Here is a 23,196-nt window from a genome sequence, read left to right as displayed (position 1 = left end):
CCGGCGTAGGGGCGGTGGCACCTGCGATCACGGCGGTGTCGAGCCCTACGCGACGCAGCGCCGCCCGCATCTTCATGTCGTAGAGCGGACCGAGGGCGAGTGCTTGCGGCGGGCGGTGGCCCGGCCCCGCTGCTGCTGGTCGAGCACCACCTTGCGGATGCGCACCGTGGCCGGCGTGACCTCGACGCACTCGTCCTCGCGGCAGAACTCCAGCGCCTGCTCCAGGGTGAGCTTGCGCGGCGGGACCAGCTTCTCGGTCTCGTCGGAGGTCGACTGCCGCATGTTGGTGAGCTTCTTCTCCTTGGTGATGTTGACGTCCATGTCGTCGGAGCGGGAGTTCTCCCCGACGATCATGCCCTCGTACACCTCGGTGGTGGGCTCGACGAAGAGCTGACCGCGCTCCTGCAGGTTGGTCATCGCGAAGGCGGTGACCGCGCCGGCCCGGTCGGCGACCAGGGAGCCGTTGTTGCGGGTGCGCAGCTCACCGAACCACGGCTCGTAGGACTCGAAGACGTGGTGCAGGATGCCGGTGCCCCGGGTGTCGGTGAGGAACTCGGTGCGGAAGCCGATCAGACCGCGCGCCGGGACCAGCCACTCCATCCGGATCCAGCCGGTGCCGTGGTTGACCAACTGCTCCATCCGGCCCTTGCGGGTGGCGAGGAGCTGGGTGATCGCGCCCAGGTATTCCTCCGGGGCGTCGATGGTCAGCCGCTCGACCGGCTCGCAGGTCTTGCCGTCGATCTCCTTGGTGACGACCTGCGGCTTGCCGACGGTCAGCTCGTAGCTCTCCCGGCGCATCTGCTCGACCAGGATGGCCAGCGCCAGCTCACCGCGGCCCTGCACCTCCCAGGCGTCCGGCCGCTCGGTGGGCAGGACCCGCAGGGACACGTTGCCGACCAGCTCCTTGTCGAGCCGGTCCTTGACCATCCGGGCGGTGACCTTGGCGCCCTTGACCCGGCCGACCAGCGGCGAGGTGTTGGTGCCGATGGTCATCGAGATGGCCGGCTCGTCGACGGTGATCAGCGGCAGCGCGACCGGGTTCTCCGCGTCGGCGAGCGTCTCGCCGATCATGATCTCCGGGATGCCGGCGACGGCGATGATGTCGCCCGGCCCGGCGGTCTCGGCCGGCTTGCGCTCCAGGCCCTCGGTCATCAGCATCTCGGAGATGCGGACCCGCTGGGTGCTGCCGTCGGTGCGGCACCAGGCCACCGTCTGGCCCTTGTTGATGGTGCCCTGGCGGACCCGGCACAGCGCCAGCCGGCCGAGGAACGGCGAGGCGTCGAGGTTGGTGACGTGCGCCTGCAGGGGAGCGCCGTCGTCGTACGAGGGCGGCGGGATGTAGTCCAGCAGGGTGCGGAACAGCGGCTCCAGGGAGGTGCTGTCGTCCGGCACCGAACCGTCGGCGGGCTGGGTCAGCGAGGCGATGCCGTCGCGGGCGCAGGCGTAGACGATCGGGAAGTCGATCTGCTCCTCGTCGGCGTCCAGGTCGAGGAAGAGCTCGTAGGTGTCGTCCACGACCTCCTTGATCCGGGCGTCCGGACGGTCCACCTTGTTGATCACCAGAATGATCGGCATCCGGGCCCGCAGCGCCTTGCGCAGCACGAAGCGGGTCTGCGGCAGCGGGCCTTCGCTGGCGTCGACGAGCAGCACCACACCGTCGACCATGGTCAGGCCGCGCTCGACCTCGCCACCGAAGTCGGCGTGGCCGGGGGTGTCGATGATGTTGATGGTGACCGGGTCGGAGCCGTCCGCCGGCAGGTAGTGCACGCCGGTGTTCTTGGCCAGGATCGTGATGCCCTTTTCCCGTTCCAGGTCCCCGGAGTCCATCACCCGCTCGGTGTTCTCGCCGCGTGCGCCGTACGCGCCGGCCTGCCGCAACATGGCGTCGACCAGGGTGGTCTTGCCGTGGTCGACGTGAGCGATGATGGCGACGTTGCGGAGGTCGGTGCGAAGCTGCATACCCTCTATCCTTCCGCCTGCGCTCGCGCAGGCCGCGTCGGGGTCACCCCCAGGTGCCCCTGATCTATGGTGAAACTGCTGTCCGGGTGGTTCCCCCGGCTGGCATGCTGACTCCCGTGTTCCGGGGGCCTGAGTGCACGACCTGCTGACCTGGGTGCAGAGTCTGCCCGCCCTCTGGATCTACCTGGTCGCCGCGCTGATCGTGGCGGGCGAGACCGCGGTGATCTTCGGCCTGCTCGTGCCGGGTGAGGCTACCCTGCTGCTCGTCGGCTTCCTCACCTACAACGGTACCTTGCGGCTCGGACCGGCGTTGCTCGCGATGATCGTCGCGGCGGTCGTCGGTGACGGGCTGGCCTTCCGCGCCGGACGGCGCTACGGGCCCCGGCTGCGCGCCGGACTGGGTCACCGGGTCGGTCCCGAGCGGTGGGCCAGGGCCGATGCCATGCTCGCCCGGCTCGGCGGGCGGGGTGTGTTCGCGGCCCGCTGGGTGGCCTTCGCCCGCACCCTGGTGCCCCGGCTGGCCGGCGCGGCCGGCATGCCGTACCGGCGGTTCGCCCCGTGGAACCTGGCCGGGGTGGCGACCTGGGTGGGCGGCTCGGTCCTGCTCGGTCACCTCGCGGGTGAGTCGTACGACACGGTCTCCCGGCTGCTCGGCCGGGCCACCGGTGTGGCGCTGCTGCTGCTGGCCGGTCTGCTGGGCGTCGTGCTGGTCGGCCGGTGGCTGGGTCGCAATCCCGACCCGGTCCGCGCGCTGCTGTCCCGGGCCGGCGCGTTACCTCCGGTGCGGTGGCTCACCGCCCGCTACGGGGTGCTGTTCTTCCTGGTGGCCATGCGGATCGGGCCGGCCTGGACGCTGCTGCTCAATCTGGCCGCCGGGCTCCTGCTGCTCTTCGCCGCCGGGCTCGCCATCGCCGGCCTGCTCGCCGTGGTGATCCGCAACAGTGGGTTGGCCGCGCTCGACGACGCCATCGCGGGGTGGTTCGCCGCCCGGCGTACCCCGGACGCCGCCGAGGCCACCATGGTCGTGGTGTCGGCGGTGCGAGGGTCGGTGTTGATCACCCTGGTGGGGTTGGTGGCGGCGGTGCTGGCGTGGCGTAGCCGACCGTGGCGGGCGGACCTGCTGAGCGTGGTCGGCACGGTCGGTGCGTTCGTGCCGCTTGTGGTGCTGGCCGTGGCCGCCGAGGTGACAGGCGCGCACGGTGCCACGCCGGACGGTGGCGACGTGGCCGCGCTCTCGACCCAGAACGCCGTGGCCGCGGCGAGCTTCTGCACCCTGGCCTGGCTGGTGTCGCGTGGCGCCCGCTGGCCGGCGGCGGTGGCCGCGTGGACGACCGCCGCCGCGGGAGTGTTCGGGATCGGCGGTGCGCGGCTCTACCTCGGCCTGGACACGGCGAGCGGGACCGCCGCGGCGGTGCTGCTCGGGGTCCTCTGGACCGTGGTGTTCATGGTCGCCTGGGCCACCCGGGACCGGGCCGTCGGTGATCTCGAACGGCCGGACGACCAGGTGCGCACGCCGTCGCAGGGACATCGACGCCCGGTGGAACCCTGTTAGGGTGCGACCACTGTCACACGGGGGAGGCATCGGGATGGTTCGACGGATAAAACGGCTGGGCGCTGTGGCGCTCGCCGGGCTGCTGTTGTCAAGCGTGCTGGTCGGGTGCGCCCGCGAGGGGGAGAGCCCGCAGGACCAGACCGCTCCGGTCGCGCTCGCCGACACGCCGTTGGAGGCCCCCACCGACGAGGCCAGCGCGGAGCCGAGCCCCTCGGTGAGCGCCCTGCAGTCATTGGGTGCCGCGCCGAGCCGTCGCGCGTCGCCATCGCCGACCGCGAAGCCGAAGAAGAAGCCGACCCGCACGGCCCCGAAGCCGCTCGCGGTGGCGAAACCGCCCACCGAGACCGTGGTCCCGCCGGCGCCGCCCAAGCCGGCACCGAGTTCCTGCAAGCCGACCTACCGGGGCACCAAGGTCGCCCAGGCCGAGGTGAAGGCCGCGCTGACCGAGGCGGCCGGCCGTTCCTACTGGCCGGTCTCCGCGCCGGACATCAAGATTCCACTCGACCTGCTCAAGGCCACCGCCTGGCAGGAGAGCGGCTGGCAGTCCAACATCTACGCCTGCGACGGCGGCGTGGGGTTGATGCAGGTGATGCCGGGCACCGCGACCTGGATGAACCAGCGGTTCGAGCAGAGCTACGAGATCGACGACTACGGGGACAACGCCACCCTGGGGGCCACCTACCTGGCCTGGGTCACGAAGTACATCGGCGACATGTACTTCGGGTCCGACTTCCGCCTCGACCCGGGACTGTGCGGCGCCGAGCTGAACTCCTGCCTGCTCAACGCGGTCATCGCCGCGTACAACGCCGGGCACGCCGCGGTGGCGCAGGAGGGCGAGCCCCTGGTCGTCCCCAACCCGTCGTACGTGCGCAACGTGCGGGCGCTGATGACCGAGTGCGTCTGCCTGGGCTACTGATCTCGACGGGGCCGTGCCGGTGTCGCCACGGCCCCGCGGGTGTCGGTCAGTCGCGGGCGGCGACCGGCTCCGGCGACGCCGGGCTGTCCGCCGGGTGCTCCGGGGTGATCCGTCCGGGCCACCAGAAGCGGTCTCCGAGCAGGAACGCCAGCGCCGGCACGAGGACGGTACGGACCAGCAGGGTGTCGAGCAGCACGCCGATGCAGACGATGATGCCGATCTGGGTCAGCGTGATCAGTGGCAGCACGCCGAGCACGGCGAAGACCGCGGCGAGCAGGACGCCGGCGCTGGTGATCACCCCGCCGGTGACCCGCAGGGCGGAGAGCATCCCGTCGCGGGTGCCCGCACCGCGCGCGTCCTCCCGGGCCCGGGTGACCAGGAAGATGTTGTAGTCCACCCCGAGCGCCACCAGGAACACGAAGGCGAGCAGCAGCACACCGCTGTCCAGTGCGGGGAAGCCCAGCACGTGGTCGAAGAGCAGCCACGCCGCGCCGAGGCTGGCGAAGAACGACGCGATCACGGTGAGGACCAGCAGCAGCGGGGCCAGCAGGCCGCGCAGCAGCAGCACGAGCACGGCGCCGACGAGCAAGAGGATGATCGGCAGGATCAGTCGCAGGTCGCGGTCGTTGGCCTGGTCGGAGTCGTACGTGGCGGCCACCGAGCCACCGACGATCGCCCCGGAAGGCGCGTCGGCGCCGGCCGTGGCCGGAGGTGCGGAACCGGGAACGGCGGCGACCGCCGCACGCAGCGCCTCGACGGCGCGGTCCGAGGCGGTGGTGCCGGGTTCGGCGTCCAGGACGACGTCGACCTGGGCGACGGTGTTCCCGGCGTCACCGGAGCGCGCCGAGGCGACCCCGGGCACGGCGGTGGCGGCCTCGGTGACCGCCCGCACCGCCGCCGGGTTGGTGAGCACGGCCACCGGCTGGGTGCTGCCGGCGGGGAACGCCCGCGCCAGGGTCTGCGCCCCGGTCACCGCCTCGGGCTTCACCCGGAACTGTTCGGTCTCGGACAGGCCGGTGCGGATCCCGAGCCCGCCCAGCGCCAGGCCACCGAGCAGCAGGGTGGCCAGCACCGCGACCACCACCGGGCGGCGTTGCACGGCGGTGCCGAGCCGGCCCCAGAGCCGTCCCTCCCGGGCCGGGCCACCGACGCGGGGTACGAACGGCCAGAACAGGCCGCGACCGAGGAGCACCAGTACGGCGGGGAGCACGAACAGCGCCGAGAGCATGGCGAAGACCACACCGGTGGCGCAGGCCACGGCGAGTGCCCGGTTGGTCTCCTGCTCGCTGAGCAGCAGGGTGAGGACGCCGAGCACCACAGTGCCGCCGCTGGCAAGGATGGGCTCGGCGGTACGGCGCAACGCGGCGCGCATCGCCGCGTACCGGTCCTGCTCGCGCCGTAACTCCTCGCGGTACCGGGCGATGAGCAGCAGCGCGTAGTCGGTGGCGGCGCCGAAGACCAGCACGCTGGCGATGCCGGTGACCTGCCCCTGCTGGAGGTTGATGCCGACGGCCGGCACGATGGTGTCGACCGCGCGCAGGGTGAGCTGCTCGGTCGCGGCGACCACGACCAGTGGCACCACCCACAGGAACGGGCTGCGGTAGGTGATCAGCAACAGCAGCGCCACCACGGCGGCGGTCACCGCGAGCAGGGTGACGTCGGCCCCGTCGAACACCGAGGACAGGTCGGCGGTGAAGGCCGGGGCGCCGGTCACCTCTGCGGTCAGCCCGCCGGGCAGGTCGGCCAGCGCGGCGCGCAACTGGTCGACCGTGTCGGTGACCTCGTCCTGACCGCCGCCGGTGTCGATCGGCACGGCGACCAGCGCGACCGCCCCGTCTGGGGAGAGCTGCGGGGGACTGACCCGTCCACCCACCGCGAAGCGGCCCAGGTCGCCGGCACGTGCGGTGACGGTGGCGCGGTCGGCCTCGCTCAGCGCGCCACCGTCACCCCGACTCACCACCACGATGGCCGGTTGGACCTCGTTGGACGGCAGCTGCTCCTGCAGGCGCTCCACCTGGGTCGACTGCCACTGCGCGGACAGGCCGGTGGCGGAGACCGGTGCCGGGTTGTCCGGTTGGGGCGTTCCGAAGACGACCGCGCCGACGACGATCGCCGCGGCCACGGTGAGCCAGGCGGCCAGCCGACCACGCGCGACCCTGGTGAACACAGACATCAGATGACCCCAAAGTCCTTCGGCAGCCGAGTATCTTGATAGCCGAGATTATCGGCGGCTGTTCTATGCTGCAACCCGGGAGACCGACGACGGGAAGAGCGACGCGAGGTGGCGACTCACGGCATGTACCGGCGGCGCGACACGCGCCGCGAGCAGCTGGTCGCGGAGATCACCAACAACCTCCGGCGGTACGCGGTGGACGCCCAGCAGGTCGGCCACGCCTTCGCCAACCTGCACGGTCTCAACCCGACCGACCTCCAGGCCCTGATCGCGGTGATGGACGCCGAGCTGCTCGCTGACCCGATCACCCCCGGCCGCCTCGGCGAGCAGCTCAACCTCTCCTCCGGCTCGGTCACCGCCCTGATCGACCGGCTGGAGCGGGCCGGCCACATTCGCCGGGACCGGGACACCGTCGACCGGCGCAAGGTACTGCTGCACTACGCCGACCAGGGAGCCGCCCTGGCCATGCGGTTCTTCCAGCCGCTGGGCGCGCGTACCGACACGGTGATGGCCCGCTTCGACGACGACGAGCTGGAGGTCGTGCACCGGTTCATGGCGGAGATGAGCGAGTCGCTGCGGGGGCACCGGGACGCGGTGCGCGCCGCCCGGCCCGGATCGCCCCGCCCGACGACGGGCTGAGCCGTGCCGGACCGGCTGGTCACCCGCCTCGCCGCCGCCGTGCTGCGGTTGCCACCGATCCGTCCCGGCCCGGTGCGGGTCACCCGCGACATTCCGGTACGGACCCGCGACGGTGTGGTGCTGCGGACCGATCACTACGCCCCGGCGGTGCGGGACGCGCCGACCGTCCTGATCCGCACCCCGTACGGGCGGGGCGGACCGCTGCGGCTGCTCGGCCGGGTGCTCGCCGCGAGGGGACGCCACGCGGTGATCCAGGACTGTCGGGGCACCGGAGGGTCCGGCGGCACGTTCGCGCCGCTGGTGCACGAGCGCGACGACGGAGTCGACACCCTGGACTGGCTGCGTCGCCAGCCCTGGTGGTCGGGCCAGCTCGGCATGTTCGGGATCAGCTACCAGGGTTTCGCGCAGTGGGCGCTGGCCGCCGACGCCGGCGACGAGTTGCGCGCGATGGTCGCGGTGGTGACCGCCTCGGCCACCCGGGACTCGACGTACGCGGGGGAGTCCTTCGCCCTGGACACCGTGCTGACCTGGGCGGAGCTGCTGCACGCGCAGACCGTGCCGTGGTTGGCCCGGCAGTGGGAGCTCAAGCGGGGCCAGCCCCGGCTCGCCGCCGCGCTGGCGCACCTGCCGCTCGCGGATGCCGACCGGGTGGCCACCGGCGTGACCATCCCGTTCTTCCAGGAGTGGCTGCGCCACCACACCCCGGAGGCGGCGTACTGGCGCGAGCGCGTCTTCGCCGACCGGGTGGCCCGGGTGCGGGCGCCGGTGGTCATGGTGACCGGCTGGCACGACATCTTCCTGCCCGCCCAACTCGACGACCACGCCACTCTGCGCGCCGCCGGCACGCGGCCGCGCCTCGTGATCGGCCCCTGGACACACGGCAGCCCCGGGCTGTTCGTGGCTGCCCTGCGGGAGGGGTTGGCCTGGCTCGACGAGCACCTGACGGCGGCGCCCCCGCCCGGCCGGGGGTCGCGCCGCGCCGCGTCCGCCCCGGTCCAGCTGTACGTGGGTGGTCCCGGCGGCGGTTGGCGGGACCTGTCGGACTGGCCACCGCCGACGGTCGCAACCGCCTGGCACCTGCACCCGGGAGGCGAGCTGGCGGTACGCCCACCTGTCGCGTCGGCGCCGGACGAGTTCCGGTACGACCCGGCCGACCCCACCCCGTCGCTGGGTGGGCCGCTGCTGGTCGCCAAGCGAGCCGGTCCGGTGGACAACCGGCAGGTCGAAGCGCGCCCCGACGTGCTGACCTACACCAGCGCCCCGCTGACCGGACCGGTCGAGGTGATCGGCCCGGTACGCGCCGAGATCCACGTCCGCGCTGAGCTGTCGCACCTGGACGTCTTCGTGCGTCTGTGTGATGTGGACGAGCGCGGTCGATCGTGGAACGTCTGCGACGGTCTGGTGCGGGTGACACCCGAGCGGTTTACCGCCGACTCGTCCGGGGTGCTGCGGGTACCGGTGGCGCTCTGGCCGACCGCGTACCGGTTCGCCACCGGGCACCGGCTGCGGGTGCAGGTCGCCGGTGGCGCCCATCCGCGGTGGGCGCGCAACCCCGGCACCGGGGAACCCCTCGGTACTGCGGTGACGCTGCGTGCCGGTTGGCGGAAGGTGCTGCATGACCCCGCTCACCCGTCGGCGCTGCTGCTGCCGACCGTCCACTCAGCCCCGATGGCACCCCCAATCTAAAAAGAGCCCGTCTGAGCTGGGCATTCATCAATATTGCGGGCTATGGTTGCGGTAACGCCCGGTGCCGTGCAGCAAGCCGACCGGGATCGCCCGAAGCCCAACACCGCGTACGCGGTGTGACGTCGTCCCGGTCCCCGCCCCATCTGAGAGGGGGACCCCATGACTCGGGCCCCGGCAAACCTATTGGCCCTCCGCAGCCTGCTTCTCACTCACCTCGACAATGCCCCCGGTCCTGACGACCTGGACCCGGACGAGGTCGGCATCGTCGGCGATCCGGCCCACCTCGGTGGCTATCACTGCGGCTCGGACCGGGTGGTCACGAACGACTATTCGGTCGTCGAGTCACCCCGGGACCGAGCCGGACTGACCCTGGACGCGGCGGCGCTGGACGTCGGCCAGTTCGAGGTCCGTTCCGGCGGTCGGACGCACACCATGGCCAGCTTCTCGCTCTGGTGCGTGGCCCAGTGCGTCGCGAACGCGGCCGACACCCGGGACATCCGCGAGATCATCTACAGCCCCGACGGCAGCACCGTGAAGCGGTGGGACCGCCTCGGCAAGCGCAGCACCGGCGACAGCTCGCACCGCTGGCACACCCACTTCAGCTTCTTCCGTGACGCCATCAAGGCGGGTCGCGACCAACGGCCGTTGTTCCGCCGCTACCTCAGTTCCATCGGACTCCTGGAGGACGACGACATGACCCCCGAAGAACACAACTGGCTGGCCACCGTCCACAAGAACCTCACCGTGCTGGACGGCCGCAACCCGATCGGACAGATCTACACCCGGATAGCGGAGGGCCGGGACGACACCGGCGCCCCGGTGGTCGGCAACTGGAACCTGCAGGCGATGACGAAGCAGCTCACCGCCCTGCAGACCACGCTCACGGCACTGGCCGGGAAGGACTTCACCGACGAGGCGGCGATCATCGAGGGCGTCCTGGCCGGGCTCACGCCGGAGGATATCGCCGCGGCCATTCCGCCCACCATCGCCAAACAGGTCGCCGACGAGCTGTCCCGCCGGCTGGTCGCCTGAGCGGAGGGGCGGTCTGTAGCCGCCGGGCCGCCCCTCTCCGCAGTCCTCATCCGCAACAGTTGTTTAGCAATGGTCATTGCGCAAGAACTGCTGCGGATGTAATCCTGGGGGCATGGAGACCCCCGACGTACGCCACGTCACCGACTCGCGGGTGCTGGCCGCCATGGTCCACCCGCTGCGTCGCCGGCTGATGGACGTGCTCAAGGTGCATGGGCCGTCGACCGTCGGCCTGCTCGCCGAGCGCACCAGCCAGGCGCCGGCGAACGTCAGCCACCACCTCAAGGTCCTCGCCGCCGCGGACCTGGTCACCGAGGCTCCCGAGCTGGCCCGCGACCGGCGCGAGCGGTGGTGGCGGCTGGTCACCCGAGGGGTGCGCTGGTCCAACAGCGACTTCGACGCCGATCCGGCCGCCCGAGCGGTCGCCGACGCCGCCACCTCGCTCAACCTGGACCGGCACGTCGCCCTGGCCCGCGCCTGGCACACCGCCGACGACTCGGCGCACGCCGCCTGGCAGGACGGCCCGTTCTCCACCGACAGGTGGTTGCACCTCACCCCCGACGAGCTGTTCGAGCTGAGTCAGGAGGTGGCCGACCTGCTGGCCCGCTGGGCCGACCGGCCGCCGCCCGAGGACGGCCGCGAACGGCAGCCCGTGTTCGTGTTCGCCCACGGCATTCCGGCCCGGCCGTGACCGCGGCCACCCGGACCGGCCCGGATCCAGTCCGCCGAACGGGTGGGCTGCTGCGGCACCACGACTTCCGGCTGCTCTGGACCGGCCAGACGGTCAGCAGCATCGGCAGCAACGTCACCACCGTCGCGCTTCCGCTGGTCGCGGTCGCCGTCCTGGACGCCGGCACCTTCCAGGTGGCGGTGCTCACCGCCGCGGCCTGGCTGCCGTGGCTGCTGATCGGCCTGCCGGCCGGCGCGTGGGTGGACCGGCTGCCCCGCCGACCCGTGATGGTGGCGTGCGACCTGTTCCGCGCGCTGCTCTTCCTGAGCGTGCCGCTCGCCGCCGCACTCGACCGGCTCACCGTCTGGCACCTGCTCCTGGTGGCGCTCAGTGCCGGCGTGGCCCGGGTCTTCTTCGAGACAGCCGACCAGGTCTACCTGCCGGTGCTGCTGCGACCCGAACAACTGGCGGAGGGCAACGCGAAGCTGCACGCCGCCCAGACCGCGAGCTATGTCGTCGGCCCCGGCGTCGCGGGTCTGATCGCCCAGCTCATCGGTGCGGTCAGCGCTCTGCTGCTGGACGCGATCAGCTTCCTGGTCTCCGCGGTGTGCCTGCTGCGGATTCGCACCGTCGAACCGCGCGTTCGCCGAGTGGACCAGTCCAGGTCACTGCGCCGCGACATCGCCGAGGGGCTGCGCTTCGTCGCCCGAGACCCGTACCTGCGGGTGCTGACGGTCTTCGGCGCGGCCAGCAACATCGGGCTGACCGGCTACCAGGCCGTTCTGGTGGTCTTCCTGGTCCGGGAGCTTCGAATCGAACCGGGCCTGGTGGGCGCGCTGGTCGGTGTGATGAGCGCCGGAGGGATCATCGGGGCGCTGCTCGCCACCACGCTGGCCCGCCGCTGCGGCACCGCGCGGGCACTGCTGATCGCCGCGTTGCTCACCGGCCCGCCGGCCCTGCTCATCCCGCTTGCCGCACCCGGCGTCGGGCTGATCTGGCCGGCCCTCGGCGGGGTGCTGATCGGCCTCGGGGTGGCCATCGGCAACGTGGTCAAGGGTGCCTTCCGGCAGACCTACACGCCGCACCACCTGCTCGGGCGGGTGACGGTCAGCATGCATCTGCTCAACTACGGCACGATCCCGTTGGCGGCCGTGCTTGCTGGAGCCCTCGGCGCACGCTACGGCGTTGGGACAGCGATATTCGTGATGACCGCCTGGTTGGCGGTCACCCCGTTGGTTCTGTTGATCGGGCCGATCCGGAGGCGGCGGGACCTGCCCGCCGCCCCGGCGGCGTCTTGAGTGCGCTGCGACGGCGGCCGGAGACCGGCCGCCGTCACCGGCACGGAGCTACATCGGGCGGACGTTGTCCGCCTGCGGACCCTTCTGCCCCTGGGTCACCTCGAACTCGACCTTCTGGCCCTCGTTGAGCTCCCGGTAGCCGCTCGAGGCGATGGCGGAGTAGTGGACGAACACGTCCGGCCCTCCACCGTCCTGCTCGATGAAACCGAAGCCCTTTTCCGAGTTGAACCACTTAACCGTGCCGGTTGCCATGCATCTCTCCCTGTTCAAAGCGGCTGACCCTCGGCCTCTGGCCGATGATCGCCCGTACCTGTCCGACAGTAACGGGCGAAACCCCAATCCGCTGGCCGAAGTGCCGTAGGTCTTCCTGTGAAGTCGGGTGAACTCTGCGTGTGGGCATGTGAAACCTGCCCCGAACACCCGCCGCTGGGGCATGCTTGCGCCGATGAGGGGTGCCGCAGCCGACGTGCTGACCGAGCTGGAGCGCGAGATAAACGCGCCCGGCGCGGGCCTGGACCGGCTCCGGTTGCTGCCCACCCCGTTCGTCCCCGAGGTGCGGCTGCACCTGGCCGAGGACGCGATCGTCTACTGGGCTCGGATGGAGGCGGCCGCCGGGCACGCCCTGCCGGCCCCGTACTGGGCGTCCGCCTGGGCCGGCGGCCAGGCCCTGGCCCGCCACCTCCTGGACCACCCGGAGCTGGCCGCCGGTCGTCGGGTGCTCGACCTCGCCGCCGGGTCGGGACTGGTGGCCATCGCCGCCGCGCTGGCCGGTGCCGCGGAGGTGGTCGCCAACGACATCGACCCGTACGCCGTCGCCGCCGTCACCCTCAACGCGCGGGCCAACCGGGTCGCCGTCGACGTCACCGGCGACGACCTGCTCGACGGCACCGACGTGGAGGCCGACCTGGTGGTCGCCGGCGACGTGTTCTACGACCGCGCGATGGCCGACCGGATGTTGCCCTTCCTGCAGAGGGCCGCCGCCCGGGGCGCCGACGTGCTGGTCGGTGACCCCGGCCGGGGTCACCTACCGGCGGACCGCCTGACGGTCCTGGCCGACTATCCGGTGCCCACCACCGAACCCTCGGTCGACTCGTCGTTACGTCGGGTGCAGGTGCTGCGGCCCGTCTGAGCGCGGGACGCCGCCTCAGGGACGACCCCGAGACCGATACCAGGGGGGCCTGGGGGCTGTAACCGGATGTCCGACCTGGTGCGGCGGCCATAGCGTACGAGGCATGACGCAATGGCTGGCACAGGTCGGAGAACTACCCGTTCTGCTGCTGATGGGTGTGCTCGGTCTCGTCATGCTCTTCGACGCCGTACCCCTGCTGGGTGTCCTGGTCCCCGGCGACGTGGCGATCCTGGCCGCCGTCGGGGTGGGCCGCCCGACCACCGGGCTGGCGACCTTCACCGCGGTGCTGGTCGGCTGCCTGGCCGGCTGGTCCCTGAGCTTCCTGATCGGCCGTCGCTACTCCGAGCGGCTGCGACACAGCCGGATCGGCGGCTGGATCGGTGAGCCGCGCTGGGCAGCCGCGGAGGGGATCCTGCGTCGCGGTGGCGGTCGGATGATGGTCGTCGCGCCGTTCCTGCCCGTGTTCAACGCGCTACTTCCGCTGGCCGCCGGCGGGCTACGGATGTCGTACCGGCGATTTCTCGGCTGCGCGGCGCTCGGCGCCGCCGCCTGGGCCGGTCTCTACCTCGCGTTGGGCACCGCGTCCCGATCGCTGGCCGGGCTGCTGCCGGGGGACCCCAGCCCGTTGTTGGTGACCATGGGGGTCGGGGTGGTGCTGGCCTCCGTCGTGCTGCTGGGGGCGCGGCGGCGGTTGTTCGCTGTTGCTGGCTGAGGTTGCTGGGCTGGTCGGTGGTTGCTGGGCTGGTCGGTGGTTGCGGTTGGGGGGCGGGGCCTGCCGTGCCCGGCTCCGGGCGGTCAGGCTTGATCCCTGCGCCGGGCACGGCAGGCCCCGCCCCCGTCGTGGTTGCGGCTCGTCCGGTCGCGCCGCGTCCCAGCGAGGGTTGAGGGATCTTCAGGGTGAACGGTCAGCGTTTGGTTCTTCTATCTGGCGGGGTTACCAGTTGGGGTGGGGGTGGGGGGTTACCAGCCTCTTGCCTTCCACTGGGGGAGGGCTGGGCGCTCGGCTCCCAGGGTGCTGTCCTTGCCGTGGCCGGGGTAGAACCAGGTGTCGTCCGGCAGTTGATCGAACAGCTTGTGCTCGACGTCGTCGATCAGCGCGGCGAAGCGCTCCGGGTCCTTGTCGGTGTTGCCAACGCCACCCGGGAAAAGGCTGTCGCCAGTCCAAAGGTGCGGGGTGCCGGCCGGGTCGCGGTAGAGCAGGGCGATCGAGCCCGGGGTGTGCCCCTTGATGTGGATGACCTCCAGCGCGCAGTCGCCGACCGGCACGGTGTCGCCGTCGCCGAGACGCTCCGCCTCGATCGGGAGCCCGTCCGCGTCGTCGGCGTGCACCAGCGCCCGCGCGCCGGTCTTGGCGACCACCTCCTCCAGGGCCACCCAGTGGTCCATGTGCTGGTGCGTCGTCACCACGGCGGTGAGCCCACCGTCGCCGATCAGCTCCAGCAACCGGGGCGCCTCGTTGGCGGCGTCGATCAGCACCTGGTCACCGGTGCCCGTGCAGCGCAGCAGGTACGCGTTGTTGTCCATCGGACCCACCGACAGCTTGCTGACGGTCAGCCCGTCCAGCTCGCGTACCGCCGGCGCGCCGCCGTGGGTGACGTCTCCGCTATATGTCATGACGCTTCTATATCCATTCCGGTGGAGTAGGCAGGGGGCCGTCGGGAGTGACGGAGAGCGGGCCGCCGGCGGCACGGCCGATCAGCCAGGCGGCGAGGTCGGACACGGCACCGGCGACGACCGGGGCGCCGACGCGGTCCCCGATCACCACCTCGTGCCCGCTGCCGTCCGGGCGTAGCACCAACGACGGCGGCGTCGGACCCGTCGAGTGATGGCTGGCGGCCTCCCGCAGCAGCCGGAGGGCGAACGTCTCCGACCAGTCCGCGGGTCGGTAGTCGGCGGCCAGGTCGAGATGGTGCACCTCGATCTCGCGCAGCCGACCCCACACGAGCAGCGCCGCCGGCCACGGTCCCCTACGCGCCTGCACCGTCGCCGCCCAGGCCTGCGCGGGCATCGCCGCGACCGCCTCGGCGAACAGGTCGGCGGTACGCCGCAGATCGTCCAGGTGCTCGGCGGATGGCCGACCCGAGCCGGTCTCGATGTCGGTGGTGCGGGCCGCCAGCGAGGCGTACATCGGCAGTGCCTCGCCGGTGCGGGCCGACGTGAGCAGGTTGACGAAACCGTCGGCGTTGCGCGCCAGGTGGGTCAGCACGTGGCCGCGCGTCCAGCCCGGCAGCAGCGACGCCGCGGCCAGGTCCGCGGCGTCGAAAGACGCTGCGGTACGCAGGAGCCGGCTGGTGGCCGCGTCCACCTCACCCATCAGCAGGAGCGGATCCGTGGTCACCCGTCGACCCTAGCGGTCCGCCGCCCGCGCCGTCGCCGGGGAAATCGCTTTCGGCGTGCCGGCGGGCGACCTACCGTCAGCGGCAGACGCGGCACCGGGACATCGGACGGAGGTGGTGATCATGCCGGACGTGGCACGCGTGTTCCGCCATCACCCGCTCCGACACCGATGAGGATGCCATGACGATCGATCTGACCGCGCTCGGCTGGGATGCCGAGCGGGCGACGTACGCCGTGCGACGCGGCGAGCACCAGCCGGGCCGCGTGGCTCGGGTCGACCGGGGGGTCTGCACGGTGCTCACGGCGGCCGGCCCGGTCCGGGCCAGCCTGGGCGGCGGGGTGCTGGCCGCCGCCGCCCGGGATCCGTCGGCGCTGCCCTGCGCCGGAGACTGGGTGCTGCTCACCCACTGGCCGGACCGCCGCGTCACCGTGGGGGCGGTACTGCCGCGGCGGGGCGCGCTGATCCGTCGTACCGCCGGCAAGGACGCCAGCGGCCAGGTGCTGGCCGCCAACCTGGACGCGGCCGCCGTGGTGGAGCCGGTGCACCCCGAGCCGGACGTGGGCCGCATCGAGCGACTGCTCGCCCTGGCCCACGAGTCCGGTGCCCGGCCACTTGTCGTGCTGACGAAGGCCGACCTCGCGGCCGACCCCGCCGCGTTGGCCCGCCAGCTTGCCGCGGTCGCCCCCGGGGTGCCGGTGCTGCCGGTCAGCGCCGAACGTGGCGTCGGGCTGGAGCCGCTGCGCGCCGAGGTGACGCCAGGCCGCACGCTCGGTCTGCTCGGGCCCTCCGGCGCCGGTAAGTCGAGCCTGGTCAACGCCCTGGTCGGGGCGGTGATGATGCCCACACAGGCGATCCGGCGCGTCGACGGCAAAGGTCGACACACCACCACCTGGCGGGCTCTCGTACCGATCCCCGGTGGCGGTGCCGTGATCGACACGCCCGGGGTGCGCGCGGTGGGCCTGCTGGACGGCGCGGTCGGGCTCGACCGGGCGTTCGCGGACATCGCCGGTCTGGCCCAGGGCTGCCGGTACGCCGACTGCGGCCACGACGGCGAGCCCGCCTGCGCGGTGCGCGAGGCGCTGCAGACCGGCGAACTCCCCACCCGCCGGTGGGAGAGCTGGCGGCGGCTGCAGGGCGAGGTGGCCCAGGAGGGTCGACGGCGCGAGGCGCGGGTGGCGGCGGAGCGGCGCGGTGGGTGGCGTTCGGCCCGGCGACGGGCTGCCCGGCCTCCGTCGCCCGGCGGGTACTGACCGGCGGGGGTGTGCGCGGCGCTGGCGGGCGGCGCGCGGCAACGCTGCGCGTCCGGCGTGTGGGGGGCCGTGGCTCGTGCGGCCGACCGGGCTGAGCTGGGGGAATGTGCGGGCGGGGGAAACTGTCATACCTCGGGGCTAGAGTTGCCGAGGCGTGTTTCCTGCGCCCGCACGACCGCTCAGATCATCCCAGAGCGGGACAGATCCTTCGCTTCGTCTTCTCCCGGGAGTACACGCACCGTGGCCGACCGACTGATCATCCGTGGCGCGCGCGAGCACAACCTGCGTGACGTCAGTCTCGACCTGCCCCGGGACGCACTCATCGTGTTCACCGGGCTGTCCGGGTCGGGCAAGTCGAGCCTGGCCTTCGACACGATCTTCGCCGAGGGGCAGCGCCGCTACGTCGAGTCGCTCTCGTCGTACGCCCGGCAGTTCCTCGGCCAGATGGACAAGCCAGACGTCGACTTCATCGAGGGCCTGAGCCCCGCCGTCTCCATCGACCAGAAGTCCACCTCGCGCAATCCGCGGTCGACCGTCGGCACCATCACCGAGGTCTACGACTACCTGCGTCTGCTCTACGCCCGCATCGGCGAGCCGCACTGCCCGGTCTGTGGCGAGCGGATCTCCCGGCAGAGCCCCCAGCAGATCGTCGACCGGGTCCTCGCGATGGCCGAGGGCACCAAGTTCATGGTGCTCGCCCCGGTGATCCGTGGGCGCAAGGGCGAGTACGTCGACCTCTTCGCCGAGTTGCAGGCCAAGGGCTACGCCCGGGCCCGGGTCGACGGCGTGGTGCACCCGCTGACCGAGCCGCCGAAGCTCAAGAAGCAGGAGAAGCACACCATCGAGGTGGTGATCGACCGCCTCACCGTCAAGGCGAGCGCCAAGCAGCGGCTGACCGACTCGGTCGAGGCCGCCCTGGGCCTGTCCAGCGGTCTGGTGCTGCTCGACTTCGTCGACCTGGCGGAGGACGACCCGGACCGGGAGCGCCGTTACTCGGAGCACCTGGCCTGCCCCAACGACCACCCGCTGGCCATCGAGGATCTCGAACCCCGGGTCTTCTCCTTCAACGCCCCCTACGGCGCCTGCCCGGAGTGCACCGGCCTGGGCACCAAGAAGGAGGTCGACCCGGAGCTGCTGGTCCCCGATCCGGAGCGCAGCCTGCGCGAGGGCGCCATCCAGCCCTGGTCCACCGGGCACAACCTGGAATACTTCCTGCGCCTGCTGGAGGCGCTCGGCGAGGCCCAGCACTTCGACGTCGACACCCCGTGGCGGGCGTTGCCGGCGCGGGCGCAGAAGACGATCCTGCACGGCTCCGACGACCAGGTGCACGTGCGTTACCGCAACAAGTACGGCCGTGAGCGCTCCTACTACACCGGCTTCGAGGGTGTGGTGCAGTGGATCGAGCGGCGGCACTCCGACACCGAGTCCGAGTGGTCCCGCGACAAGTACGAGGGCTACATGCGCGACGTGCCGTGCGCGGCGTGCGGCGGCGCCCGGCTCAAGCCCGAGGTGCTCGCGGTCACCCTTGCCGGCAAGAGCATCGCCGAGGTCTGCAACCTGTCCGTGGGGGAGTGCGCCGACCTGCTCGCCGGCATCGAGCTGACCGACCGGCAGAAGATGATCGCCGAGCGGGTCCTCAAGGAGATCAACGCCCGGTTGCGGTTCCTGCTCGACGTCGGCCTGGACTACCTCTCCCTGGACCGCCCGGCCGGCACGCTCTCCGGCGGCGAGGCACAGCGCATCCGGCTGGCCACCCAGATCGGCTCCGGCCTGGTGGGCGTGCTCTACGTGCTCGACGAGCCCTCGATCGGGCTGCACCAGCGCGACAACCACCGGTTGATCGAGACCCTGATCCGGCTGCGGGGCCTGGGCAACACGCTGATCGTGGTGGAGCACGACGAGGACACCATCCGCACCGCCGACTGGATCGTCGACATCGGGCCCGGCGCGGGTGAGCACGGCGGCAAGATCGTGCACAGCGGGTCGGTCCCCGCGCTGCTGAAGAACAAGGAGTCGATCACCGGGGCGTACCTGTCCGGGCGTCGGTCGATCCCGACACCGCCGACCCGCCGGCCGCAGGATCCGGGCCGGGAGCTGGTGGTGCACGGCGCGCGCGAGCACAACCTGCGCAACCTGACCGTCCCGTTCCCGCTGGGCCAGCTCATCGCGGTCACCGGAGTCAGTGGCTCGGGCAAGTCGACGCTCGTCAACGACATCCTGTACGCGGTGCTGGCCAACCAGATCAACGGCGCCCGGCTGGTGCCCGGCCGGCACACCCGGGTCTCCGGTCTGGAGCACGTGGACAAGGTCGTGGGCGTGGACCAGTCGCCGATCGGCCGTACGCCGCGCTCCAACCCGGCCACCTACACCGGGGTCTGGGACCACGTCCGCAAGCTCTTCGCCGAGACCACCGAGGCGAAGGTCCGCGGGTACGGCCCGGGTCGGTTCTCCTTCAATGTCAAGGGCGGGCGTTGCGAGGCCTGCTCCGGCGACGGCACGATCAAGATCGAGATGAACTTCCTGCCCGACGTGTACGTCCCCTGCGAGGTCTGCAAGGGCGCCCGGTACAACCGGGAGACCCTGGAGGTGCACTACAAGGGCAAGACCGTCTCGGACGTGCTGGAGATGCCGATCGAGGAGGCCGCCGAGTTCTTCTCCGCCATCCCGGCCATCCACCGGCACCTCAAGACCCTCGTCGACGTGGGCCTGGGCTACGTCCGCCTCGGTCAGCCCGCGCCGACCCTCTCCGGCGGCGAGGCGCAGCGGGTCAAGCTCGCGTCCGAGCTGCAGAAGCGCTCCACCGGGCGGACGGTCTACGTGCTCGACGAGCCGACCACCGGTCTGCACTTCGAAGACATCCGCAAGCTGCTGATGGTGCTGGAAGGGCTTGTCGACAAGGGCAACACGGTGATCACCATCGAGCACAACCTCGACGTGATCAAGACGGCCGACTGGCTGATCGACATGGGTCCGGAGGGGGGCCACCGGGGCGGCACCGTGCTCGCCACCGGCACCCCCGAGGAGGTCGCCGAGGTCGCCGAGAGCCACACCGGCGAGTTCCTGCGCCAGGTGCTCAAGCTCGACGGCGCGGCGGCGGGCGCGGCGGCCGCCACCACCCGGGCGGCCAAGGCCAACGGTGTCACCAAGGCGCGAGCGAGCCGGAAGGTGCCCGCCGCCGCACGGTGACCTCCACCTGCCGGAGTCCGGCGCGCGCGGGGCGTTCGGTCGGGTCGCCTGCGGCGGTCCCGGCCGGCCTCGCGCTGCCGGTGCCGGCGTGACCTGATCGGTCGAGGGCTGCCCCGTCCCATTTCAGGTTCGGACGGATGCTGTGGTGAACCATCCGGCACAGTTGCTCGTGTGGACAATGTGTGGCCGGCTCTTGACCGGCGCGGCGGGCTAGAGAGAGGCGAGGCATGAGTGACGATCAGGCGCTGACCGGTCCGGGTACGCAGACGCGGCGCACCCTGCTCACCGGCGTCGGGGCGGTCGGCGCGGCCGTCGTCCTGGCGGCCTGCGGCAGTGACGACGGCGACAGTGGCAGCGATGCCCCCACCAGTGGTGGCCCGGCGGTGCCCAGCAGCGGTGACGCCGGCGGCGGCGACCGGCAGGGTGCCCAGTCCCTGGCGACCACGGCCGACATACCGGTCGGTGGCGGCAAGGTCCTCGCCGCCCAGGGTGTGGTCATCACCCAGCCCGTGGCCGGCCAGTTCAAGGGTTTCAGCCCGATCTGCACCCACCAGAACTGCCCGGTGACGAATGTCGACGGCGGCACGATCAACTGCACCTGCCACAACAGCAAGTTCTCGATCGAGGACGGCTCGGTGAAGGCCGGCCCAGCCACCAAGCCGCTGCCTCCCAGGGACATCAAGGTCACCGGAGACCAGATCTCGCTGGCCTGACCGGCTCGGGGGGAGCGACCAGCGCGCCCCCGCCACCTGATCGACTCGCGTTTCGGGAAGTCGGGGTGTCCGCGCCCAGCCGACACCCCGACTTCCCGGAAACCGAGTGGATCTAGCGCCGGCAACGGGCTGTCGGTGGTGCGGACTAGGCTTGTTGACGTGGCTGACCCCTCGACCTACCGTCCCGCACCTGGCACCATCCCGGAGTCACCGGGGGTCTACCGCTTCCGCGACGGGACCGGCCGGGTGATCTACGTCGGCAAGGCGAAGAACCTGCGCAGCCGGCTCAACTCCTACTTCGGCGACGTCTGGAATCTGCACGAGCGCACCCGGCAGATGGTCACCACCGCCGAGTCGGTGGACTGGATCATCGTCGGCACCGAGGTCGAGGCCCTCCAGCACGAGTTCACCTGGATCAAGCAGTACGACCCTCGGTTCAACGTCCGCTACCGCGACGACAAGTCGTACCCCTACCTGGCCGTCACCCTCAACGAGGAATACCCCCGGTTGCAGGTGATGCGCGGCGCCAAGCGCAAGGGGGTGCGCTACTTCGGTCCGTATTCGCACGCCTGGGCCATCCGGGAGACCCTCGACCTGCTGCTCCGGGTGTTCCCCGCCCGGACGTGCTCGGCCGGCGTGTTCAAGCGCGCCGGCCAGGTCGGCCGTCCCTGCCTCCTCGGCTACATCGGCAAGTGCTCGGCGCCGTGCGTCGGCACCGTCTCCGCCGACGAACACCGGGCGATCGTCGACGGGTTCTGCGACTTCATGGCCGGGCGCACCGACACCATGGTCCGCAAGATCGAGCGCGAGATGACCGAGGCTAGCGAGCAACTGGAGTTCGAGCGGGCCGCCCGGCTGCGGGACGACGTGGCCGCGCTCCGCCGGGCCATGGAGAAGCAGACGGTGGTGCTGGGCGACGGCACCGACGCCGACGTGGTCGCGTTCGCCGATGATCCGCTTGAGGTGGCCGTGCAGGTCTTCCACGTTCGCGACGGCCGGGTCCGCGGCCAGCGGGGGTGGGTGGTGGAGAAGACCGAGGACCTGACCACCGGCGACCTGGTGCACCACTTCTGCACCCAGGTGTACGGGGGCGAGCAGGGCGAGGCCGACGTGCCCCGGGAGTTGCTGGTGCCCGAGCTGCCCGCCGACGCCGACGCGCTGGCGGAGTGGCTCTCCGACCACCGGGGCAGCCGGGTGTCGCTGCGGGTGCCGCAGCGCGGCGACAAGCGCTCACTCATGGAGACGGTGGAGCGCAACGCGAAGGACGCGCTGGCCCGGCACAAGCTGAAGCGTTCCGGTGACCTGACCACCCGGGGCAAGGCGTTGGACGAGATCAGCGAGGCGCTGGGCATGCGCACCTCGCCGCTGCGCATCGAGTGTTTCGACATCTCCCAGATCCAGGGCACCGACGTGGTCGCCAGCATGGTGGTCTTCGAGGACGGGTTGCCCCGCAAGAGCGAGTACCGCCGGTTCATCGTCCGGGGCGCCACCGACGACCTGTCCGCCATGTCCGAGGTCCTCCGCCGCCGCTTCGCCCGATACCTGGACGCGAGGGCCGAGACGGGAGAGGTGGGGGTGGAGTCGGCCGACGACCCGGCCACCCCGGAGGATGCGGTGGAGCCCCAGGTCGGCGTCCTGATCGATCCGACCACCGGCCGGCCGCGCAAATTCGCGTACCCGCCGCAGTTGGTGGTCGTCGACGGCGGCGCTCCACAGGTCGCCGCCGCCGCGCAGGCCCTCGCCGACCTGGGCATCGACGACGTGGCGTTGTGCGGCCTGGCCAAGCGGCTGGAGGAGGTCTGGCTCCCGGACGACGAGCTGCCGGTCATCCTGCCGCGTACCTCGGAGGGGCTCTATCTGCTGCAACGGATCCGTGACGAGGCCCACCGGTTCGCCATCACCTTCCATCGGCAGCGCCGATCCAAGCGGATGACCGAGTCGGCGCTGGACCACGTGCCCGGCCTCGGGGAGGTGCGGCGCAAGGCGCTGCTGCGCCACTTCGGGTCGCTCAAACGGCTCTCCGCCGCAACGGTCGAGGAGATCACCGAGGTGCCCGGGGTGGGTCGACGCACCGCCGAGGCGATCCTGGCCGCCCTCGACAAGGACACGACGACCCTCGACAAGGACATGACGACCCTCGACAAGGACACGACGACCGACGAGAGCGCGGAAGCAACCCCCGGCGCCTGACGTCGCCCTCGTCTCCTCGGCGCGCGGCCAGTCGCGGCACCCATGAACGTGCTCGATCCTGGGTGTAGTGGCCTCGTGGCATGGGGAAGGGCCTGTTTCCTGGATCCTGCACGATCTAGCGGGACGCGAGGTTCGTACGGCCCGCCGCCCCCGACCAGGCCGGACCCACACACGACGCGCACCGTCCCAGGGCCGGCCCGGGGGCGGGCCGGTTCGGGCCGGTTCGGGGCGGTTCGGGGCGTGCGAACGGCGCAGATCGGCATGATCCACTCGACTTTCATGATGGTGTGCTGTTCCCGGCGCCCGGAAACCGCGACTTTCAGGAACCCGAGTCGATCACCCCGCCTCGTCCGCCGTGTCCAGGCCGTCGGGTGGGCGAGGTGCGCAGGTTGTCCGGTTTGGTGGCTGGTGTCGGGTGGCCGGGGCCACCCCGGGGGCGGAATCGGCGGCCGGGCCGGGTCGTTATAC

General features: G+C 71.7%; 18 protein-coding genes. 13 read left to right on the top strand and 5 right to left on the bottom strand.

The features are described 5' to 3' along the window. Positions 1 to 72 precede the first annotated feature (72 nt). Positions 73 to 1,959, bottom strand: a complete 1,887-nt coding sequence (typA, locus tag AB0C25_RS36265) for a translational GTPase TypA (protein ID WP_357379574.1) — start codon at positions 1,957 to 1,959, stop codon at positions 73 to 75. Between the two features lie 133 nt (positions 1,960 to 2,092). Between typA and AB0C25_RS36260 the strand changes: the two genes are divergently transcribed. Continuing rightward, positions 2,093 to 3,511: a DedA family protein gene (locus AB0C25_RS36260; protein ID WP_357379572.1), complete on the top strand. Its 1,419-nt coding sequence runs from the start codon at positions 2,093 to 2,095 to the stop codon at positions 3,509 to 3,511. A 34-nt stretch (positions 3,512 to 3,545) separates the two neighbouring features. Next, complete coding sequence (locus tag AB0C25_RS36255) at positions 3,546 to 4,427, top strand: lytic transglycosylase domain-containing protein (RefSeq protein WP_357379570.1); 882 nt, start codon at positions 3,546 to 3,548, stop codon at positions 4,425 to 4,427. 46 nt (positions 4,428 to 4,473) lie between these two features. Here the strand turns inward: AB0C25_RS36255 and AB0C25_RS36250 are convergent, their stop codons facing one another. After that, a complete protein-coding gene (locus tag AB0C25_RS36250) occupies positions 4,474 to 6,600 on the bottom strand; it encodes an efflux RND transporter permease subunit (protein ID WP_357379568.1) in 2,127 nt (708 codons plus the stop codon). A 123-nt stretch (positions 6,601 to 6,723) separates the two neighbouring features. Between AB0C25_RS36250 and AB0C25_RS36245 the strand changes: the two genes are divergently transcribed. The 5 genes from AB0C25_RS36245 (at position 6,724) to AB0C25_RS36225 (ending at position 11,922) form a co-directional block, all read left to right on the top strand. Continuing rightward, the gene (locus AB0C25_RS36245) at positions 6,724 to 7,239 is read left to right on the top strand and encodes a MarR family transcriptional regulator (RefSeq protein WP_357379576.1); all 516 of its coding nucleotides are present in this window, start codon (positions 6,724 to 6,726) and stop codon (positions 7,237 to 7,239) included. 3 nt (positions 7,240 to 7,242) lie between these two features. Continuing rightward, complete coding sequence (locus AB0C25_RS36240) at positions 7,243 to 8,925, top strand: CocE/NonD family hydrolase (RefSeq protein WP_357379566.1); 1,683 nt, start codon at positions 7,243 to 7,245, stop codon at positions 8,923 to 8,925. 159 nt (positions 8,926 to 9,084) lie between these two features. Next, positions 9,085 to 9,957 (top strand): hypothetical protein, encoded by an 873-nt coding sequence (locus AB0C25_RS36235; RefSeq protein ID WP_357379564.1) that lies wholly within the window; start codon positions 9,085 to 9,087, stop codon positions 9,955 to 9,957. A gap of 112 nt (positions 9,958 to 10,069) precedes the next feature. Further along, complete coding sequence (locus AB0C25_RS36230; RefSeq protein ID WP_357379562.1) at positions 10,070 to 10,645, top strand: helix-turn-helix domain-containing protein; 576 nt, start codon at positions 10,070 to 10,072, stop codon at positions 10,643 to 10,645. Beyond that, positions 10,642 to 11,922 carry an MFS transporter gene (locus AB0C25_RS36225; RefSeq protein WP_357379560.1) on the top strand — a complete coding sequence of 427 codons (1,281 nt, stop codon included), beginning with the start codon at positions 10,642 to 10,644 and terminating at the stop codon, positions 11,920 to 11,922. Before AB0C25_RS36230 ends, AB0C25_RS36225 begins: the two co-directional genes overlap by 4 nt. Before the next feature lie 48 nt (positions 11,923 to 11,970). On the opposite strand, the gene AB0C25_RS36220 is transcribed toward AB0C25_RS36225, so the two are convergent. Then, positions 11,971 to 12,174 carry a cold-shock protein gene (locus tag AB0C25_RS36220; protein ID WP_007462771.1) on the bottom strand — a complete coding sequence of 68 codons (204 nt, stop codon included), beginning with the start codon at positions 12,172 to 12,174 and terminating at the stop codon, positions 11,971 to 11,973. Positions 12,175 to 12,355: 181 nt separating this feature from the next. Here AB0C25_RS36220 and AB0C25_RS36215 point away from each other — a divergent pair, with 181 nt between their 5' ends. Both AB0C25_RS36215 and AB0C25_RS36210 read left to right on the top strand, forming a co-directional pair. Continuing rightward, positions 12,356 to 13,051 carry a 50S ribosomal protein L11 methyltransferase gene (locus tag AB0C25_RS36215; RefSeq protein ID WP_357379558.1) on the top strand — a complete coding sequence of 232 codons (696 nt, stop codon included), beginning with the start codon at positions 12,356 to 12,358 and terminating at the stop codon, positions 13,049 to 13,051. A 103-nt stretch (positions 13,052 to 13,154) separates the two neighbouring features. Then, a complete protein-coding gene (locus AB0C25_RS36210; protein WP_357379556.1) occupies positions 13,155 to 13,763 on the top strand; it encodes a VTT domain-containing protein in 609 nt (202 codons plus the stop codon). A gap of 248 nt (positions 13,764 to 14,011) precedes the next feature. On the opposite strand, the gene AB0C25_RS36205 is transcribed toward AB0C25_RS36210, so the two are convergent. Next, a complete protein-coding gene (locus AB0C25_RS36205; RefSeq protein WP_357379554.1) occupies positions 14,012 to 14,665 on the bottom strand; it encodes an MBL fold metallo-hydrolase in 654 nt (217 codons plus the stop codon). Positions 14,666 to 14,672: 7 nt separating this feature from the next. After that, complete coding sequence (locus AB0C25_RS36200; RefSeq protein WP_357379552.1) at positions 14,673 to 15,389, bottom strand: maleylpyruvate isomerase family mycothiol-dependent enzyme; 717 nt, start codon at positions 15,387 to 15,389, stop codon at positions 14,673 to 14,675. Positions 15,390 to 15,568: 179 nt separating this feature from the next. On the opposite strand from AB0C25_RS36200, the gene rsgA reads away from it, so the two are divergent. From rsgA to uvrC, 4 genes are all read left to right on the top strand, one after another. Beyond that, positions 15,569 to 16,639, top strand: coding sequence for a ribosome small subunit-dependent GTPase A (gene rsgA / locus AB0C25_RS36195; protein WP_357379550.1), 1,071 nt, complete (start codon positions 15,569 to 15,571; stop codon positions 16,637 to 16,639). Positions 16,640 to 16,879: 240 nt separating this feature from the next. Then, positions 16,880 to 19,825, top strand: coding sequence for an excinuclease ABC subunit UvrA (gene uvrA / locus AB0C25_RS36190; RefSeq protein WP_357379548.1), 2,946 nt, complete (start codon positions 16,880 to 16,882; stop codon positions 19,823 to 19,825). A 227-nt stretch (positions 19,826 to 20,052) separates the two neighbouring features. Continuing rightward, on the top strand, positions 20,053 to 20,538 hold the full coding sequence (locus tag AB0C25_RS36185) for a Rieske (2Fe-2S) protein (protein WP_357251369.1): 486 nt from the start codon (positions 20,053 to 20,055) through the stop codon (positions 20,536 to 20,538). Positions 20,539 to 20,697: 159 nt separating this feature from the next. Next, positions 20,698 to 22,728 carry an excinuclease ABC subunit UvrC gene (uvrC, locus tag AB0C25_RS36180; RefSeq protein ID WP_357379546.1) on the top strand — a complete coding sequence of 677 codons (2,031 nt, stop codon included), beginning with the start codon at positions 20,698 to 20,700 and terminating at the stop codon, positions 22,726 to 22,728. Positions 22,729 to 23,196: the final 468 nt, after the last annotated feature.

It is taken from the genome of Micromonospora sp. NPDC048839 (assembly GCF_040649915.1).
Taxonomy (GTDB): Bacteria; Actinomycetota; Actinomycetes; order Mycobacteriales; family Micromonosporaceae; genus Micromonospora.
This window is presented reverse-complemented; position numbering and strand designations above follow the sequence as displayed.

Bases quoted from the DNA above. Each gene is read 5' to 3' on its own strand.
- AB0C25_RS36255 (WP_357379570.1), top strand. From the start codon at position 3,546: ATGGTTCGACGGATAAAACGGCTGGGCGCTGTGGCGCTCGCCGGGCTG.
- AB0C25_RS36185 (WP_357251369.1), top strand. From the start codon at position 20,053: ATGAGTGACGATCAGGCGCTGACCGGTCCGGGTACGCAGACGCGGCGC.
- AB0C25_RS36205 (WP_357379554.1), bottom strand. From the start codon at position 14,665: ATGACATATAGCGGAGACGTCACCCACGGCGGCGCGCCGGCGGTACGC.
- AB0C25_RS36215 (WP_357379558.1), top strand. From the start codon at position 12,356: ATGCTTGCGCCGATGAGGGGTGCCGCAGCCGACGTGCTGACCGAGCTG.
- AB0C25_RS36235 (WP_357379564.1), top strand. From the start codon at position 9,085: ATGACTCGGGCCCCGGCAAACCTATTGGCCCTCCGCAGCCTGCTTCTC.
- typA (WP_357379574.1), bottom strand. From the start codon at position 1,959: ATGCAGCTTCGCACCGACCTCCGCAACGTCGCCATCATCGCTCACGTC.
- AB0C25_RS36210 (WP_357379556.1), top strand. From the start codon at position 13,155: ATGACGCAATGGCTGGCACAGGTCGGAGAACTACCCGTTCTGCTGCTG.
- AB0C25_RS36245 (WP_357379576.1), top strand. From the start codon at position 6,724: ATGTACCGGCGGCGCGACACGCGCCGCGAGCAGCTGGTCGCGGAGATC.
- AB0C25_RS36230 (WP_357379562.1), top strand. From the start codon at position 10,070: ATGGAGACCCCCGACGTACGCCACGTCACCGACTCGCGGGTGCTGGCC.
- AB0C25_RS36250 (WP_357379568.1), bottom strand. From the start codon at position 6,600: ATGTCTGTGTTCACCAGGGTCGCGCGTGGTCGGCTGGCCGCCTGGCTC.
- rsgA (WP_357379550.1), top strand. From the start codon at position 15,569: ATGACGATCGATCTGACCGCGCTCGGCTGGGATGCCGAGCGGGCGACG.
- AB0C25_RS36220 (WP_007462771.1), bottom strand. From the start codon at position 12,174: ATGGCAACCGGCACGGTTAAGTGGTTCAACTCGGAAAAGGGCTTCGGT.